Annotated in this window: 15 protein-coding genes; 12 read left to right on the forward strand and 3 right to left on the reverse strand. The window is 50.8% G+C overall.

What is annotated here, in order from left to right:
• Positions 1-410 precede the first annotated feature (410 nt).
• The 11 genes from AC566Q_RS25350 to AC566Q_RS25400 all read left to right on the forward strand — a co-directional run bounded on the left by AC566Q_RS25350 (position 411) and on the right by AC566Q_RS25400 (position 10,689).
• Positions 411-1,343: a branched-chain amino acid transaminase gene (locus tag AC566Q_RS25350; protein WP_105934996.1), complete on the forward strand. Its 933-nt coding sequence runs from the start codon at positions 411-413 to the stop codon at positions 1,341-1,343.
• Positions 1,344-1,372: 29 nt separating this feature from the next.
• The gene (gene ilvD, locus AC566Q_RS25355; RefSeq protein WP_105934997.1) at positions 1,373-3,223 is read left to right on the forward strand and encodes a dihydroxy-acid dehydratase; all 1,851 of its coding nucleotides are present in this window, start codon (positions 1,373-1,375) and stop codon (positions 3,221-3,223) included.
• Positions 3,220-4,758, forward strand: a complete 1,539-nt coding sequence (gene ilvA, locus AC566Q_RS25360) for a threonine ammonia-lyase, biosynthetic (RefSeq protein ID WP_499612363.1) — start codon at positions 3,220-3,222, stop codon at positions 4,756-4,758. Before ilvD ends, ilvA begins: the two co-directional genes overlap by 4 nt.
• A gap of 133 nt (positions 4,759-4,891) precedes the next feature.
• Positions 4,892-5,266 carry a hypothetical protein gene (locus AC566Q_RS25365; protein WP_105934999.1) on the forward strand — a complete coding sequence of 125 codons (375 nt, stop codon included), beginning with the start codon at positions 4,892-4,894 and terminating at the stop codon, positions 5,264-5,266.
• Between the two features lie 95 nt (positions 5,267-5,361).
• Positions 5,362-5,505: a hypothetical protein gene (locus AC566Q_RS25370; protein ID WP_499612365.1), complete on the forward strand. Its 144-nt coding sequence runs from the start codon at positions 5,362-5,364 to the stop codon at positions 5,503-5,505.
• A 12-nt stretch (positions 5,506-5,517) separates the two neighbouring features.
• Positions 5,518-5,766, forward strand: coding sequence for a hypothetical protein (locus AC566Q_RS25375; protein ID WP_499612367.1), 249 nt, complete (start codon positions 5,518-5,520; stop codon positions 5,764-5,766).
• A 207-nt stretch (positions 5,767-5,973) separates the two neighbouring features.
• Positions 5,974-7,389 carry a Na+/H+ antiporter NhaC gene (nhaC, locus tag AC566Q_RS25380; RefSeq protein ID WP_499612369.1) on the forward strand — a complete coding sequence of 472 codons (1,416 nt, stop codon included), beginning with the start codon at positions 5,974-5,976 and terminating at the stop codon, positions 7,387-7,389.
• 79 nt (positions 7,390-7,468) lie between these two features.
• Positions 7,469-7,930: an NADAR family protein gene (locus AC566Q_RS25385; RefSeq protein WP_105935002.1), complete on the forward strand. Its 462-nt coding sequence runs from the start codon at positions 7,469-7,471 to the stop codon at positions 7,928-7,930.
• 288 nt (positions 7,931-8,218) lie between these two features.
• A complete protein-coding gene (locus AC566Q_RS25390) occupies positions 8,219-8,983 on the forward strand; it encodes an SDR family oxidoreductase (protein WP_499612370.1) in 765 nt (254 codons plus the stop codon).
• A gap of 25 nt (positions 8,984-9,008) precedes the next feature.
• Positions 9,009-9,857, forward strand: a complete 849-nt coding sequence (gene kduI / locus AC566Q_RS25395; RefSeq protein ID WP_499612372.1) for a 5-dehydro-4-deoxy-D-glucuronate isomerase — start codon at positions 9,009-9,011, stop codon at positions 9,855-9,857.
• Between the two features lie 55 nt (positions 9,858-9,912).
• Entirely contained in the window at positions 9,913-10,689 is a 777-nt protein-coding gene (locus AC566Q_RS25400) for an IclR family transcriptional regulator (RefSeq protein ID WP_499612374.1), read from the forward strand.
• On the opposite strand, the gene AC566Q_RS25405 is transcribed toward AC566Q_RS25400, so the two are convergent.
• On the reverse strand, positions 10,686-11,039 hold the full coding sequence (locus AC566Q_RS25405) for a hypothetical protein (RefSeq protein WP_499612376.1): 354 nt from the start codon (positions 11,037-11,039) through the stop codon (positions 10,686-10,688). The genes AC566Q_RS25400 and AC566Q_RS25405 overlap by 4 nt on opposite strands.
• 227 nt (positions 11,040-11,266) lie before the next feature.
• On the opposite strand from AC566Q_RS25405, the gene AC566Q_RS25410 reads away from it, so the two are divergent.
• The gene (locus AC566Q_RS25410) at positions 11,267-12,883 is read left to right on the forward strand and encodes a M28 family metallopeptidase (protein WP_499612378.1); all 1,617 of its coding nucleotides are present in this window, start codon (positions 11,267-11,269) and stop codon (positions 12,881-12,883) included.
• Between the two features lie 112 nt (positions 12,884-12,995).
• On the opposite strand, the gene AC566Q_RS25415 is transcribed toward AC566Q_RS25410, so the two are convergent.
• Both AC566Q_RS25415 and plsB read right to left on the reverse strand, forming a co-directional pair.
• Positions 12,996-13,487: a WbuC family cupin fold metalloprotein gene (locus AC566Q_RS25415; RefSeq protein ID WP_499612379.1), complete on the reverse strand. Its 492-nt coding sequence runs from the start codon at positions 13,485-13,487 to the stop codon at positions 12,996-12,998.
• Positions 13,474-15,951 carry a glycerol-3-phosphate 1-O-acyltransferase PlsB gene (plsB, locus tag AC566Q_RS25420; protein WP_499612380.1) on the reverse strand — a complete coding sequence of 826 codons (2,478 nt, stop codon included), beginning with the start codon at positions 15,949-15,951 and terminating at the stop codon, positions 13,474-13,476. The genes AC566Q_RS25415 and plsB overlap by 14 nt, the downstream gene beginning before the upstream one ends.
• Positions 15,952-15,975: the final 24 nt, after the last annotated feature.

The raw sequence follows: 15,975 nt of genomic DNA on the forward strand, positions 1-15,975 counted from the left end.
GTTTGGTCGGTCAAAAGGTTAATTTTTATGCCCTGCCCTTGATCAGGCCCCGGGATCCGTGGTATTTCTACGCCCCTGAAAGGTCAACGTTATAGCCAGGCGTTAATTTTCCTTTCAAAAGCCAACCAAAAACTTCCGAATCTGTGTCTGTATCTCGTTATTGTCTGCCAATAAACTATCGGCGATAACGGTGTTTATTATTCCGTGCAAATTGCACCGCGAGTGCCGAAGCGCTTTACGCGCACCTTAATTGCACGAGTTTACACTGTTTATCTGCGAAAAATGCCGCTGTGCATTGGGTCGCAAGCCCGCGTCATGTATCATTTGACGCGGTATTAATTATGGTGGTCAGTTAGCAACTGGCTACTCTTTAGGGTTATCTGAAACCCGCTTGTTCTTAAGGAAACGTCATGGCTAAGCAACTTGCTGATTATATCTGGTTTAACGGTAACATTATCCCCTGGAAAGAGGCTACCGTTCATGTAATGACTCACGCTATTCACTACGGTTCATCGGTCTTTGAAGGTGTGCGTGCTTACAACACACCGGATCAGGGTACCTGTGTCTTCCGTTTACAGGAACACACCCGTCGCTTGTTCGACTCAGCCAAAATCTATCGCATGAACATTCCATACACGATGGATGAATTAAATCAGGCGCTAATCGATATCATCGTTAAAAATGAGCTTAAATCCGCTTACATCCGTCCGATTGCTTTCTTTGGTGATATTGGTATGGGCATTAAAGTACCTTTGGATGCGGAAGCTGAGGTATCGATTGCGGCCTTTGAATGGGGCGCTTATTTAGGAGAAGAAGCGCTGAAAAACGGTGTTGATGCCGGTATTTCTTCATGGAACCGTCTGGCGGCTAACACTATGCCGACTGGCGCGAAAGCGGGTGGTAACTACCTGTCTTCACAGCTTATCTCAATGGAAGCCCGTCGCCACGGCTACGGTGAAGGAATTGCGCTGGACCGTAACGGTTACATCAGTGAAGGCGCTGGCGAAAACATCTTCGTGATCCGCGATGGCGTTATCAGCACTACGCCTAAAACCGCGGCAATCCTGCCGGGTATTACCCGCGACACGGTCATGACGCTGGCCAAAGAACTGGGTTATGAAATCCGCGAAGAGAACATTCCGCGCGAAGCCATGTATCTGGCCGACGAGATCCTGATGTGCGGCACCGCTGCCGAAGTAACGCCGGTAAACAGCGTTGACGGCATTACCGTTGGAAAGGGTGGTCGTGGGCCAATTACTAAAGAAATTCAAGACATGTTCTTCGGCTTGTTTAACGGCAAAACCGAAGATAAATGGAACTGGTTAACCCCGGTTTATAAATAAGATTTACCCAAACGGGACGAGAGTTTTTTATGCCTAAGTTAAGATCTGCAACCACAACACAGGGACGCAACATGGCCGGTGCGCGCGCTTTATGGCGGGCCACCGGTATGAAAGACGGTGATTTTGGTAAGCCTATTATTGCCATTGCCAACTCCTTTACCCAGTTCGTGCCAGGCCACGTTCATTTAAAAGACATGGGCCAGCTGGTGGCTCGAAGTGTTGAGGCTTCAGGTGGTGTGGCAAAAGAATTCAATACTATCGCGGTAGACGACGGTATTGCTATGGGGCACAGCGGCATGCTGTACAGCCTGCCGTCCCGTGAGATTATCGCCGACTCAGTTGAGTATATGGTTAACGCGCACTGCGCCGATGCCATAGTGTGTATCTCTAACTGTGACAAGATCACCCCGGGAATGCTGATGGCGTCAATGCGTCTTAATATTCCGGTAGTGTTTGTTTCTGGCGGACCGATGGAAGCGGGTAAAACCAAGCTGTCTGATCAAATCATCAAGCTCGATTTGGTGGATGCCATGGTGGCTGCTGCAGACGATAAAGTCTCCGACGATGATACTAATGAGATTGAACGTTCAGCGTGCCCGACCTGCGGTTCCTGCTCTGGTATGTTTACCGCTAACTCCATGAACTGCTTAACCGAAGCGCTGGGTTTATCACTACCGGGTAATGGCTCTATGCTGGCTACTCACGCCGATCGTGAAGGCTTGTTTAAGCGCGCCGGTGAACTGGTGGTTGAGTTGTGTGAGCGTTGGTATAAAAACGATGATGCCTCAGCGCTACCACGTAATATTGCCAATTTTAACGCTTTTGAAAATGCCATGAGTCTGGATATCGCCATGGGCGGTTCTACCAATACTATTCTGCATTTACTGGCCGCGGCAATGGAAGGCGAAGTGCCATTTACCATGGCTGATATCGACCGCTTGTCGCGCAAAGTGCCGCATCTTTGTAAAGTGGCACCCTCTACGCCGCAATACCATATGGAAGATGTGCACCGCGCCGGTGGTGTATTAGGCATTCTCAACGAATTAAACAAAGGCGGTTTGCTGCATGGTGATTGTGCTCATGTGCTGGGTAAGCCTATCGAAGAGGTCATTGCCGAGTGGGATATCACCAATCCGGATAATGCCGATGCCACAACTTTTTATCGGGCAGGCCCGGCGGGTATTCGCACCACTAAAGCGTTTAGTCAGGACTGTCGTTGGGACGAAGCCGATGCCGACCGTGAAAAAGGCTGTATCCGTGACTTAGAGCATGCTTACAGTCAGGAAGGTGGTTTGGCCGTACTGTTTGGTAACCTGGCAGAGAACGGTTGTATTGTAAAAACCGCCGGGGTGGATGAATCCATCCTGACATTTACCGGCCGCGCGCGTATTTATGAAAGCCAGGACGAAGCCGTTGCCGCTATACTGAACGATCAGGTGGTTGCCGGAGATGCCGTCATTATCCGCTATGAAGGCCCGAAAGGCGGCCCGGGTATGCAGGAAATGCTCTATCCTACTTCCTATCTGAAGTCTAAAGGTTTAGGTAAAGATTGTGCGTTGATCACCGATGGCCGCTTCTCAGGTGGTACATCGGGCTTATCGATTGGTCACTGTTCGCCAGAAGCTGCCAGTGGCGGTGGTATTGGTTTAGTGCAGGAAGGCGATACCATTGAGATCGATATTCCCAACCGGTCGATTAATATTGCCATTACCGATGCAGAATTACAGGCCCGTCGCGCCGCGATGGAGGCCAGCGAGCGCCCATGGCGCCCGGTTAGCCGCCAGCGTGAAGTGTCGCTGTCACTGAAAACCTTTGCCATGCTGGCCACCAGCGCCGATAAAGGCGCAGTAAGAGACCCATCCAAACTGGAAGATCTATGACCGTTACCGATCACGAATACCTGAAAAAAATCCTGTTAGCGCCGGTTTATGACGTGGCGGTTAACAGCGATTTGGTATTGTTATCGCGCTTAACCGCCGAGCTGGGCAACGACGTTTTCTTAAAGCGTGAAGACCAGCAACCGGTTAAGTCGTTTAAACTGCGCGGTGCCTATAATCGCATCGCCAGCCTGTCGCCTGAGCAATTAGATGCCGGGGTTATTGCTGCCTCGGCGGGTAACCATGCTCAGGGCGTGGCTTACAGTGCCAATATGAAAGGCATTAACGCCACTATCGTGATGCCGGAAACCACGCCGGACATTAAAATTGAAGCGGTACGCCGTTTTGGCGGCCAGCACGCTAACGTTGTGCTGCACGGCACCAACTTTGATACGGCCAGTGCCCATGCCCGGGCGTTAAGCGCTGAACATGGCTACACGCTGATCCCACCTTTTGACGATCCGGATGTGATTGCCGGTCAGGGCACTATTGCCCGCGAATTGCTGGAACAAAACCCAAACCTCGACATTCTGTTTATTGCTGTGGGCGGCGGTGGTTTAGCGGCGGGTATCTCGGTATACCTTAAGCAGTTAAAACCTGAGATCAAAATTATTGCCGTAGAGTCGGAAGAATCCGCCTGTTTTAAGGCAGCTAAAGACGCCGGTGAACCAACCAGCTTGAGCTCAGTGGGCATCTTTGCTGATGGCGTGGCCGTTAAACTGATGGGCAGTGAGACCTTCCGCCTGTGTAATCAGTACGTCGATGAGATCATGACGGTCACCAACGATGAGATCTGCGGTGCCATTAAAGACATCTTCGACGATACCCGCGTGATTGCTGAACCGGCTGGTGCGATGTCGGTAGCAGCGATTCGCAAGTATGTGAAGCAAAACGACATTCAGGGCAAAAAGCTGGGTGGCATATTGTGTGGCTCAAACACTAATTTCCATACTCTGCGATATGTGTCTGAACGTTGTGAGTTAGGTGAGCAAAAAGAGGCGGTATTCGCGGTTAAGATCCCTGAGCGCCAGGGTGCCTTTAAGCAGTTTTGTGAATGTTTGGGTGGCCGCACCATCACCGAGTTTAATTACCGCTATGCGTCGCAGACCGAAGCGCATATTTTTGTTGGCATTAAGCTGCGGGGCGGCAAGGCCGAATTTGAAGCCCTCACTGCTGAACTGGGTGACAAAGGCTACGATTGCTTTGATCTCTCTGATAACGAATTAGCCAAACTGCACGTGCGCCATATGGTGGGTGGTCGTCCGCCAACTATTCTTAACGAAGTGGTATTCAGCTTTGAGTTTCCTGAATACCCGGGCGCTTTGCTTAACTTCCTCAACACCCTGGGTGAACGCTGGAACATTACCTTGTTCCATTATCGTAACCACGGGGCGGCAGAAGGCCTGGTGCTGGCCGGGTTTGATATTCCGCCAGAAAGCCGCAAAGCCTTTGATGAGCACGTTACTGCGCTCAACTATACCTGTCAGGATGTCACAGATAACCCGGCTTACCGGTTCTTTTTATCAGAGCCCAAGTAATTCCGAGATAATCTTAAGTACCCGGCATCAGCCGGGTATTTTTTTGCCTGATGAAATCAGGCTGGTTGAAAATTGGCCAATTTAGACTCGCCACTCTATACTAATATCAATCAGTGTTCATAAGGAGTGTGACATGTTTAACCCTTTTTCCTTTCCGCCCTTTGCCTGGAATATGCCGTTAAGCGGTGATGTAAAAGATATTTCGCCGGTGACAAGTTGGTTTTCCCCTCAGTATGAATTCAATATCGCTGGTAATGCGGCCCTTGAGAAGCAGGTGATCACGAAAGTGGCCAGCTATGGTAAGCAACTGGGCAAACTCACCAATGCTGTACTGGAACTTGCCGATGGCGAGCCCGGAGCAGCGGTGGAATCGCTAAGAGCCATGGCTAAGGAAATCGAAGATTTAAAAAACAAAACGCTGGTTGATAGCATAGAGGCCGATCTGGCTAAACTGAAAAGTCAGGATACAGCGGCCTATCAGGAATTATTGAAGCGTCTTTCCAGGTAATCACAAAAACAAATTAAACTAATCAGTTTTAATTGTTTTAAATCTTTCTGGTCGGCAGCCATACTTTGCTCAGAACAAATGTTGAGGAAAGTCTGATGCAGCAAATTATTAATCACCTTCTAAACCGCAAGCCCACCACCCATGCTGAGCAATCCCAACGCGACTGTAATTTTCGCGATAACTATTACGGCGATCAGCTATGCAAAGAGGTTGTGACAAAACAGGCGCCTGAGGCTTAACAGGAGGCGGCGATGTTACTGTTACTACTCACTGCCACGCTGTGTTGCATTCCACTGTGCTTATCGGTGTTTATGACCAGTAAAACCCGCTCGCAACTGTATCAGGATGCCGCCAGGCGGGGGGACGTTGCCATGCTCCGATACTTTCGCTACACCGGTAATGATATCGCGCTGCAGGCGCACGAAAGAAAGGCCGCATTATCGGCCGCCCAACAGCACAACCATCAACAGGTGCTGGCGTTTCTTAATCAGTCTGACTGATAGTTGTTATCCGATTTAATTGTGTTATCCCAATCCTTGCTTGCCCTTTAAGCTATGGCGGGAAGTTTCCCCCGCCATTTTTTATAGTCTCTCGACGATCTCCTTTACATGCATAATCTTATGTGGGATAAAAAGTATACAGAATAATATTCAGGCGTAGTAACTACCGCTATGGCGGCGTTACGGCAGCACAGCCACGGGATCTTCATGCACAAAACGCGATTGCCTTCTCTGACCGAAATTCTCATTCTCACCCTTCTGCTGCTGGCCATTATCTTTGTGGCGGTACATCAACTTGGCCTACCCATTCAACTGGCCTTTATTGGCTGTTGGTTTGTCGTAATGGGCTTTGGTAAGTATCTAGGCTATCACTATCATCATTTGCAAAAAGGGGTGATTGCAGGCGTTACTCAGGGCATGGATGCGATTATGATTTTGATCGCTGTGGGTGCACTTATCGGTAGCTGGATGGCTGGCGGAATTGTTCCCAATATTATTTATCTGGGTCTTTCAGTAATGGATCCGGCGCTGTTTCTGCCGGCTGCGTTTATTATTTGTGCCATTACCTCACTGGCAACCGGTACCTCGTTCGGTACGGCTGGCACTGCTGGCATAGCCATGATGGGCATTGGTGCCGGCTTTGATTTACCGCCAGCGCTGGTGGCCGGTGCTGCTATTTCGGGGGCTTACGTTGGCGATAAGCTTTCACCGCTTTCTGATACCACGGTGATGACCGCCTCCATGTGTCAGGTAAACCTTATTGCGCACATTAAATCCATGCTGTACGTCAGTGTGCCTGCCTGCATCATTGCCTGTATTGCATTTTTGCTGGTCGGCCTGGGATTTGATCATGATGGTGGTACTGGTACCGCTCAACAGGTAATGGATGCTATTGCCGTTCATTACACTATTGGCTGGTATATGTTGTTACCGGCGCTGATTGTCATTGGTTTATTGATGATGCGCCTGCCCTCATTTCCGGTTATCTGCCTGGGGGCATTGCTTGGTGTGATTTGGGCAATGCTGTTTGAACAGGTTTCTTTGGTGAGCGCTTTCGACAGTCTGTATAACGGCAACTTTATTGATACCGATGTAGAGTTCCTGCAGATCCTGCTCAATCGGGGCGGTATTACATCGATGTTGTCGGTGATCCTGCTGGTTATTCTGGCGCTGGGGCTGGGTGGACTGATGGAATCTATTGGTGTACTTACGGCGGTATGTAATGCCCTGCAAAATTGGGCCACCACCACCGGCCGTCTGGGGCTTTCCACTATGCTAAGCGGTATTTTAGGTAATGCGCTCGGCGGAGCGGCCTATGTATCGATAATGACCGCCAGCACCATAACATCCCGTAACTATGAACAGATGGGCATTGATAAACGGGTACTTTCGCGCAACGTTGAATCCGGCGGTACGGTAACTACTCCTATGATCCCCTGGACCGACGGCGGTATCTTTATGGCGACTACGCTAGGGGTAAGCACGCTGAATTACCTGCCGTTTTTGTGGTACCACTGGCTTGTACTCGGCATTACCCTGCTATACAGCTACGCAGGCTGGTATCACTTTGCCCCCGTTGAGTATGATGCAGAGGGCACGCCGCAACCGCAGTCGGCAAGCTAGGTCATACTCATTACAAAATTACAACGGCTTCAGAACGCTATATACTGCCTGACGATTACATTTTGCCTGAGGAATTATTGTGTTCACTGCTAACCTGGTTATTGAGAAAGCGTATCAGTTTTCCCGGTTCGATAGTGCAAACCCACTTTCTACGTGTTCGGCACATCCCATTTTTCTGGATGAGCAGAACTGGCTGACCTGCGAACATTATGTTCAGGCCAAAACCTTACGCAGCGCCCGGCATGCCAGTAAAGTGGTTGCACTGCCGAGCGGTGAGAAAGCCAATGCCTATGGTCAGGCCTGGTTTCGTGGCAAAATCGCGGACTTTAAAGTCACTGCGCCGATCCTGATGAAACGCGCTTTGTACACCAAAGTACAAATGTATGACGAAGTCCGCGAAGCACTGTTTGCAACCGAAGACAGATTGATTATTGAAACCTCACAATATGATTATTTCTGGGGCATTGGTCGCGATCAGCGCGGCCTGAATCATATTGGTAAAGCGTGGATGGACATTCGTCAGAAACTACTCGGCGATTGATCTAACCAAAGCCAGGCTAACAGCGCACTGGAAGGCTGCCGGGATTTGTAAATATGCCCGTCGGCTGTGATGGCCGCTTGTTAGCACCATTGGGCAATTCCTTCGCTATCACTACGCTAAATTCTTCACTTTCACCGGCGGGTGCAATCGCTTCCTTTCAATGAGTTTCACATGTGAAACAAACCTGCGGTATTTGGCGCTTTCGCCATGCATTACTTGCTTCAATTCAGGCCTGACAATCACACTATAGGCTCATTTGCGAAAGTTAGCTGACAGGAGAACGGGTATATGACCTCCCCCGATTTTGGATTAACCAACAAGGTTGCTTTAGTCACCGGTGCCAGCCGTGGCATTGGTCAGGCGCTGGCTACAGGGTTGGCGGGTGCCGGTGCAAAAGTCATTTGTGCCAGCAGTCGTGAAGGCGGTTGTGCCGACACCGTCAGCAAAATTACCGATGCAGGTGGTGAGGCCACAGAACTGTTTGCCGATTTATCAGACGCCACGGCCGTGCAAGCTCTCGCTGATAAAGCCAAAGGCGTTTACGGCGAGGTCGATGTGCTGGTGAACAATGGCGGCACGATTTTTCGCAGTCCGGCGGTGGAATTCCCATTGGAGCAATGGCAGCACGTGTTACAGGTAAACCTCGATGCCACTTTTATTTTGTGTCAGCAAATTGGTAAGGATATGGTCGCTCGCCAGCAGGGCAAAATTATTAATATAGCGTCCATGCTCAGCTACAGCGGAGGCATTACGGTGCCAGCGTACACCGCCAGTAAGCATGCGGTGGCAGGCTTAACCAAGGCACTTGCCAACGAGTGGGGGCAGCATAATGTGCAGGTCAATGCCATCGCGCCGGGTTATATCCGTACCGACAACACCCAAGCGCTGCAGGATGATCCTGAGCGCAGTAATGAAATTCTCAAACGTATCCCGGCCGCGCGCTGGGGCGAAACCGCAGATTTACAGGGTGCGGCCGTATTTTTGGCCAGTGCCGCCAGTAACTACATTAATGGGCATGTACTCGCCGTCGATGGCGGGTTCCTGGCCCGATAGCAACGAATTGATTTAAGGACTTATTATGTCTAACAAAACTGAATATGAAGTCAGGTATGCAGTAGGGCAGTGCGAAGTAAAAGGTTACGACACGACCGAGCTACGCGACACCTTTCTGGTCGACAAACTGATGACACCCGGCAAGGTTTATTGGGTATACAGCCATTACGAGCGATTCATGCTGGGCAGCGCAGTACCCACAGACTCACCGCTGGTGCTGGAAACACTGGATGCCCTGAAGGCTGAGCATTTTCTTGACCGCCGTGAGCTGGGCATTATTAACATTGGCGGCGACGGCACCGTGGTAGCCGATGGCGAAGAGTTCAACCTGGCCCGCGAAGAAGCGCTGTATATCGCTAAAGGGAATAAAACGGTAACTTTTTATTCCAACGATCCGGAGAAGCCTGCCAAGTTTTATTTAAACTCAGCGCCGGCCCATCATGCTTACAGCAATAAAAAAATTGGTAAACGTGATGCCAGGGTGTTGCACCTTGGAGGCCAGGAAACGTCCAATGAACGGAACATTAATCAGCTAATGATTAACACCGTGGTGGAAACCTGTCAGTTACAAATGGGGCTTACCCGCCTGCTGCCAGGCAGCGTGTGGAATACCATGCCTGCCCATCAGCATGACCGCCGTAATGAAGTGTACTTCTATCTTGATCTCGACGAAGGTCAGGCGGTTTGCCACATCATGGGAGAACCCCATGAAACACGGCATATCTTTGTGCAGAATGAACAGGCCGTGTTGTCACCACCCTGGTCTATTCACTGCGGTGTGGGCACGTCAAATTATGCCTTTATCTGGGGCATGGCGGGTGAAAACCTCGACTACGGCGACATGGACAGCTACCCGCCGGATCAACTCCGTTAGTAGCTATTTCGCCTGAGTCCTATACTATGATTAATGATGTAACCCGGAAGTGATTATGGAACGTTATCTGATCCCCAGTGTTAACCATGCCTGTCAGATTTTCAGAATTCTGGCCAATGCGCCGGAGGGGATGACCATGCACGAGATGGAGGTGGCGCTGGAGTTACCTCGTACCACGCTGTTCAGGTTACTGCGTACGCTTTGCAATGAGCAGATGCTGGAGAAACGGGGCAAACGCTACTTTTGCGGTACCGACCTGATGAAGCTCGTGTTACACATTATCAACTCCGATCGAATGCACCAGTTGGCGATCCCGCACATTCAGCGCCTTGCCCTGAAAAGCGGCCATACGGCCCATCTGGCGGTGCCCAATAACGGCAGTATTCTGATTGTGGAAGTGGTGGACAGTCCCAACCCCCTGATGGTTTCTAAACGCCCTGGCGTGCAGGCCCAACTGCATTGCTCGGCCGGCGGCAAAGTGTTTCTGGCGTTTCTGTATTACGACAATCTGGAGTTAATCCTGCAGGAACACCCCATGGAGAAACACACCGAATATACCATTACCGACATCGATAAACTCCGCGAGGAGCTCAAACGCGTAGAAGCCTTGGGCTATGCGGTAGATGAGCGCGAATACAATAAAGATGTGCGTTGTCTTGCCGTACCGGTAAGAGACAACCGCGGCGTAGTAGTGGCTTCTGTAGGGGTTACCGCGCCAGCAGTGACCTTCCCTAAATCGCAAATTCCGGCAGTGGCTGAGTTTGCCAAAGAAGCGGCCCGGGGCATTTATCGCGATACTTATCAGCTATCGGAAAAACGCCTGGGTGCTTAGGGTTGTCGCTCTCCCGCCGGCATTTCACTGACAGTTATCTGATATCGGCTGAGCAGAAAGCCAAGCAGAAGGAAAATAACCCCTGCCACACTCATGGCTAATACCGCATGAAAGGTATGGCTGTTGAAGCGATCGGTAATTTCTCTTATCACTTCACTGTGCAGCACTACTTTACTTTGCTTTAAGCCGAGGCGGGTATATTGCTCGTTTTGAATATCGTGCAGATTGAACAGGTAATCAGACGTACCTTCGATCATGGATGAGACGTAAAAAGCCTGAATAAACAGTAAAAAGCCAGCGGCGAAAAAGAAAGTACTGATCCCTTTGGTGCTGATAGTCAGGTTCATCATAGTGCCTCCTTGCACTGCTTAACTAAAGTGTTGCTCCATTCCTGAGCCGTAAGCGGCTAACCTTGCCGCCCATTAAATATAGTCTAAAACCCGCTAATTTCTCCAGTGTACTGAGCGCAAAAATACGCTTTTCATGCAAGCCACAATAACCGTGGGAAATTTAAGGGTTTGAGCGGCGCGGCGTTATTGGGTAGTCTCTGGTTAATTCACTTTTTCTTATAAACAGCATGATAAAAACACTTATTCTGAGCAGCGCACTGCTTTGTACGTTTGCCAGCGTCGCGGCTACACCTGCGGATATCGGCAACAGCATTAATCTGGATAGTTACCGGCAGGCTGTGAAAACCCTTGCCAGTGATGAATTCGAGGGGCGTGCACCGCTTTCCGATGGCGAAACTAAAACCGTGGCGTATCTGGTAAAACAGTTTCGCGAGATGGGCCTGCAGCCGGCATTTGATGATAGCTATATCCAGCCAGTGCCTCTGGCTAAAATTGCCGCCAGTCAGGACATGTCGTTATCTGTTGGAGATACCAGCTTTACCAATGGCGAAGACTTTGTGGCCCGTACTGAGCGTATTATCGATGAAATCACGCTGGATAGTGAGGTTGTGTTTGTCGGCTATGGTATTAATGCGCCGGAGTATCAGTGGAATGATTATGCCGGGGTTGATGTTAAGGGCAAAACCGTGGTCGTACTGGTTAATGATCCGGGCTTTACCTCTGGCGACAAGACGTTCTTCGATGGCCAGGCCATGACCTACTACGGTCGCTGGACTTACAAATATGAAGAGGCCGCCCGTCAGGGGGCTAAGGCGGTGTTTATTGTTCATGAAACCATGGCGGCCGGCTATGGCTGGGGCGTGGTGAAAGCCGGTGGCACCACGGCAAAATACACCCTGGTAGACAAGAATCATAACCTATCGAAAGTCGGTGTGATGGGCTGGATAACACTGCGCGCGGCCGAAAAAATGTTTGCCGCATCGGGTTTGGATTACCGGCAATTAAAAACGCAGGCGGGTAAGCCAGGCTTCAAAGCCATCGAGCTGCAACAGCGCGCCAAACTGACACTGCGCAACACCATTGAACACAAGGCATCACAAAACGTTGCCGCGATTTTGCCCGGTAGCGAAGCCCAGCATGAGTGGGTTGCCTTACATGCCCACTGGGATGGCCTGGGTAAGGGCACAGAGAATGGCCAGCAAGTGATCCTGAACGGTGCGGTGGACAATGCTTCTGGTGTAGCGGGTGTGTTGGAGCTTGCCAGGGTCTTTAAGCAAAGAGCCGAAGCCGCACCCTTTAAACGTACGCTGATGTTTGGTGCTTTTACCGCTGAGGAAACCGGCTTAATTGGTGCAGAGCATTTTGCTAAACACCCGCCTGTGCCGGTTAAGGATATCGTCGCATTTTTAAATATTGACGGCATGAACGTCAATGATGCCACACCCTATACGCTGCAATATGGTGAGAATATCTCTGAACTGGAAGACTATGTTGCCCGGGTGGCCAAAAGCCAGGGGCGCTTTGTTAAGCCGGATCCACGGCCGCAAAATGGCCTGTTTTTCCGCTCCGATCATTTCGCAGCAGCCCGCCAGGGGATCCCGTCTTACTTGTTTATGAGTCTGGGAGATACCGATCCGCAATTTATCGCCAGTCGTTATCATAAATCCGGTGATGATTACTTTGATAGCTGGTCATTAGGCGGGGTGGTTCAGGATCTGGACCTGATTGGGCAGATTATGGCTGAGCTTGCCAATAACGGCGACTGGCCGGGCTGGAAAGCCGACTCGTCCTTTAAAGAAGCGCGGATTGCTTCGGGCCGCGGGAACTCGTCTGTCGAAGATTAATCGGCTGGCGTTACCATTTTGCTAACCAGTGCGGCCATGGTGCCAGCGTCGATGGCCTGCATATCAATCAGCCGTAACGCTTGTACCATATGCAGGGTGGCCTTTTTATACTTTAAAAAATGAGCGGTCTTAAGGCGTTCCCTGGCCGCAGTGTTTTCATACCGGCCAGAAAAGCCGGAACATTGTCGTCGCCCTCAGCCGGCGCCCAGCCTGCAAAGTCCTTATCGTCAGTCACTTCGTAGGGGCCTTGTTTTACTTCGACAAAAGTAACCGGCTGGTTACACACGGTTGCATGCCATGTGTTAGGCGGTATTTCCACCCCCAGACAATCACTGCCCGGTCCCAGAGCAACGCGCTCGGTGAGCACGCCGTGATCGTCAAAAAACAGCAGTTCAAGGCAGCCGTCCACCACCATAAAAAACTCCCATTTATGTGGTTGGCTATGGCGATGAGGCCTGACATAAGAGTCTGGCAGCATACACACAAACAGGCGCTGTACCGGCTGCTGGTAGTCGTCATGCACATTATGGTGAGCGCGACGGCGCGGGCTGGCTTCTGCCCGGGTTCTTAGTTCACTGAGTAATTCAAGATCAAACTTCTTCATCGGCGCCTGCTTCCCTGTCGGCCTGCAGAATATCCTGTTGTAAATGCTGCACTATCTCCGGCCAGACTAACGCCATGATATCTTTACGCAGGGCCGAGGCTTCCTCGGAATACTTCAGGCTGCCGTCTTCGTCTGCATCCAGCCAGTGATTATCCCGTAACGCGCTGATAAAACTCGACAGCACATTTTTATCGTAAAACTCCGGCGAGTGCATGCCATACAGTTTGGATAAACGCTCGGCCACGGTTTTGCTTTCCCGCTCCAGGGCATTGCGGCTAATCGATTTGTCGCGTTTAAGAATGGTCAGCACTACCGCGTAGCGCTGCAGGGTTTCCTGCATACAGCGACTCAGCAGCCAGCTTGAATGGAATTGTTCGCTGTCGGCTTCCGGCAACGCCAGATAACGTCCCTTTTGCTGCAACATGCCGGTTTGTTTGAATGCATCAATCAGCTGCGCGGTGTAAGCCAGCGCTTCATCCTGCGAAAGGTGCAGGAATAGCTCGCGCTGCAGCAGCGGATAAAGCGCCGCAATTAACTGCAGAATGTTGGTTTTCTCCAGTTTGCCATGGGCAAAAATGGCCGTCATGACAATGCCCGGCAGTGCGAACAGGTGAATAATATTATTCCGGTAGTAGGTTAAAAACACCGCATTATCCGGCATCGGACTAATCAGCGTGCCGTAGTTGTCTTCGCTTACCTGTAACCGTTTTAACGATAAGGTGTGGTCGAGCAGCGCGTCGGCATCATCTTTGGGCAGAGTGGCATTAGCGCTGTACGGGGCCAGCTCAAACAGGGCGAGATAATCCCGCATCGCCTGGGCCAGCTCCGTTTTACTCATGGTCTGGGTTTTTGACGCCAGCAGGCATAGCGCGGTGAGCGCCATACCATTAATCGCAGCTGCGCTATTTACCCGAGTCATTAACTCATTGGCCAGGCCGTTAACCGTGGGTGTTAACCAGGCGGGTTTTTTCTCAGGGTTTAACGTCTGACTCTCACGCCAGTCAGGAGCTTTATTGTCGAGAAATTGATTGAGCGGCAGTGGCTCGCCAAAATTCACAAAGCCGTGGCCGTAATTTTTGAGCTTTTTAATGGCTGAAAACACCTGCCAGTTGGACTCTTTCTTTTTCGCGCCGCCCTTGAGCTCGCTCAGGTAGCTCTTCACTTCCATAACGTTTTCGTAGCCAATGTACACTGGCACCAGACTGATTGGGCGGTTGACGCCTTTAACCGCGGCCTGAATGGTCATGGCCAGCATGCCGGTTTTCGGCGGGATCAGGCGTCCGGTACGGCTGCGGCCGCCTTCCGGGTAATACTTAACGGCGTAGCCTTTTTTAAACAGTAACTCAAGATACTCGCGGAATACGGCGGTGTAGAGCTTGTTACCGGCAAAACTGCGGCGCAGGAAGAACGCGCCGCCGCGCCGGAAAATACCGCCTACCGGCCAGAAATTAAGATTAATACCTGCTGCGATATGCGGTGTGACGAGGCCTTCGTGGTAGATCACATACGTCAGCAACAGGTAGTCCATATGACTACGGTGGCAGGGTACGTAGATGATTTCGTGGCCATTATTGGCCAGTTCACGAATACGGTTAGCGTGACCAACGCTGATACCGTTATAAATTTTGTTCCAGATACGGGTTAACAGGCGATCACCAAAGCGGATCAGCCCTTCCCGGTAATCGGCGGCAATTTCAGTCAGGTAGCCTGCGGCAACCTGGCGTGCTTCATCGGCACTGAGCTTTTTAGCGCGCATCTCTTCGCCAATGGCATTGCGAACCATTTCAGCGCCGAGCACCGCATTGTTCAGTTCCTGACGTTCCAGCAGGGTTGGGCCGGTCATGGCCTGGCGCTTACGATGAAAGTGAGTGCTTGCTACACGGGAAAGCTTATGGGCCAGCTTTTCATCGGTACTGTGCTGATCGGCCATTGCCCGTGATGACACCGCCTGGCTGTAACTGATAAAGGTGTCGCGACCCAAAAACAACACGATAAAGAATTTGCGTAACCAACTTGGCGCGGCTGACAGGGTGAGTAAATCCGCCAGGCCCGGCTTGCCTTTGCCTGGCGCCCTGCCCCAGGTGATAAATACCGGCACCACCTGAACATCGAGGTCGGTGTGATCGCGGTGCAAATGAAACAGATCGGTAAAAACCGGCTCAATATCAGTGTTTTGATTGCGTTTGCGCAGCAGTGCTTCAGTACGACGCAGAAACAGGCTGCCCGGATAGTTTTTATTTGCCAGCGTCACCGGCTCAATGGGGTCAGGCAGACCCATCTTTTGCGCGGACATTTGCAATGCCAGCTGATCGGTGACCGAATCGGATGGCAGTAAATAAATTATGGGGCGTGATTTATCGATGCCGAGTTCACTCTCAACATCAGAAGGAATACTGTTGGTTTTCACCAGCCACTTAACCGGTAGACGAAACACGTTAAGCAAAGCCTGACGCATCCAAGTCATGAATTGGGTGTCCTGTTTAATGAA

It is taken from the genome of Alteromonas sp. H02 (assembly GCF_059682525.1).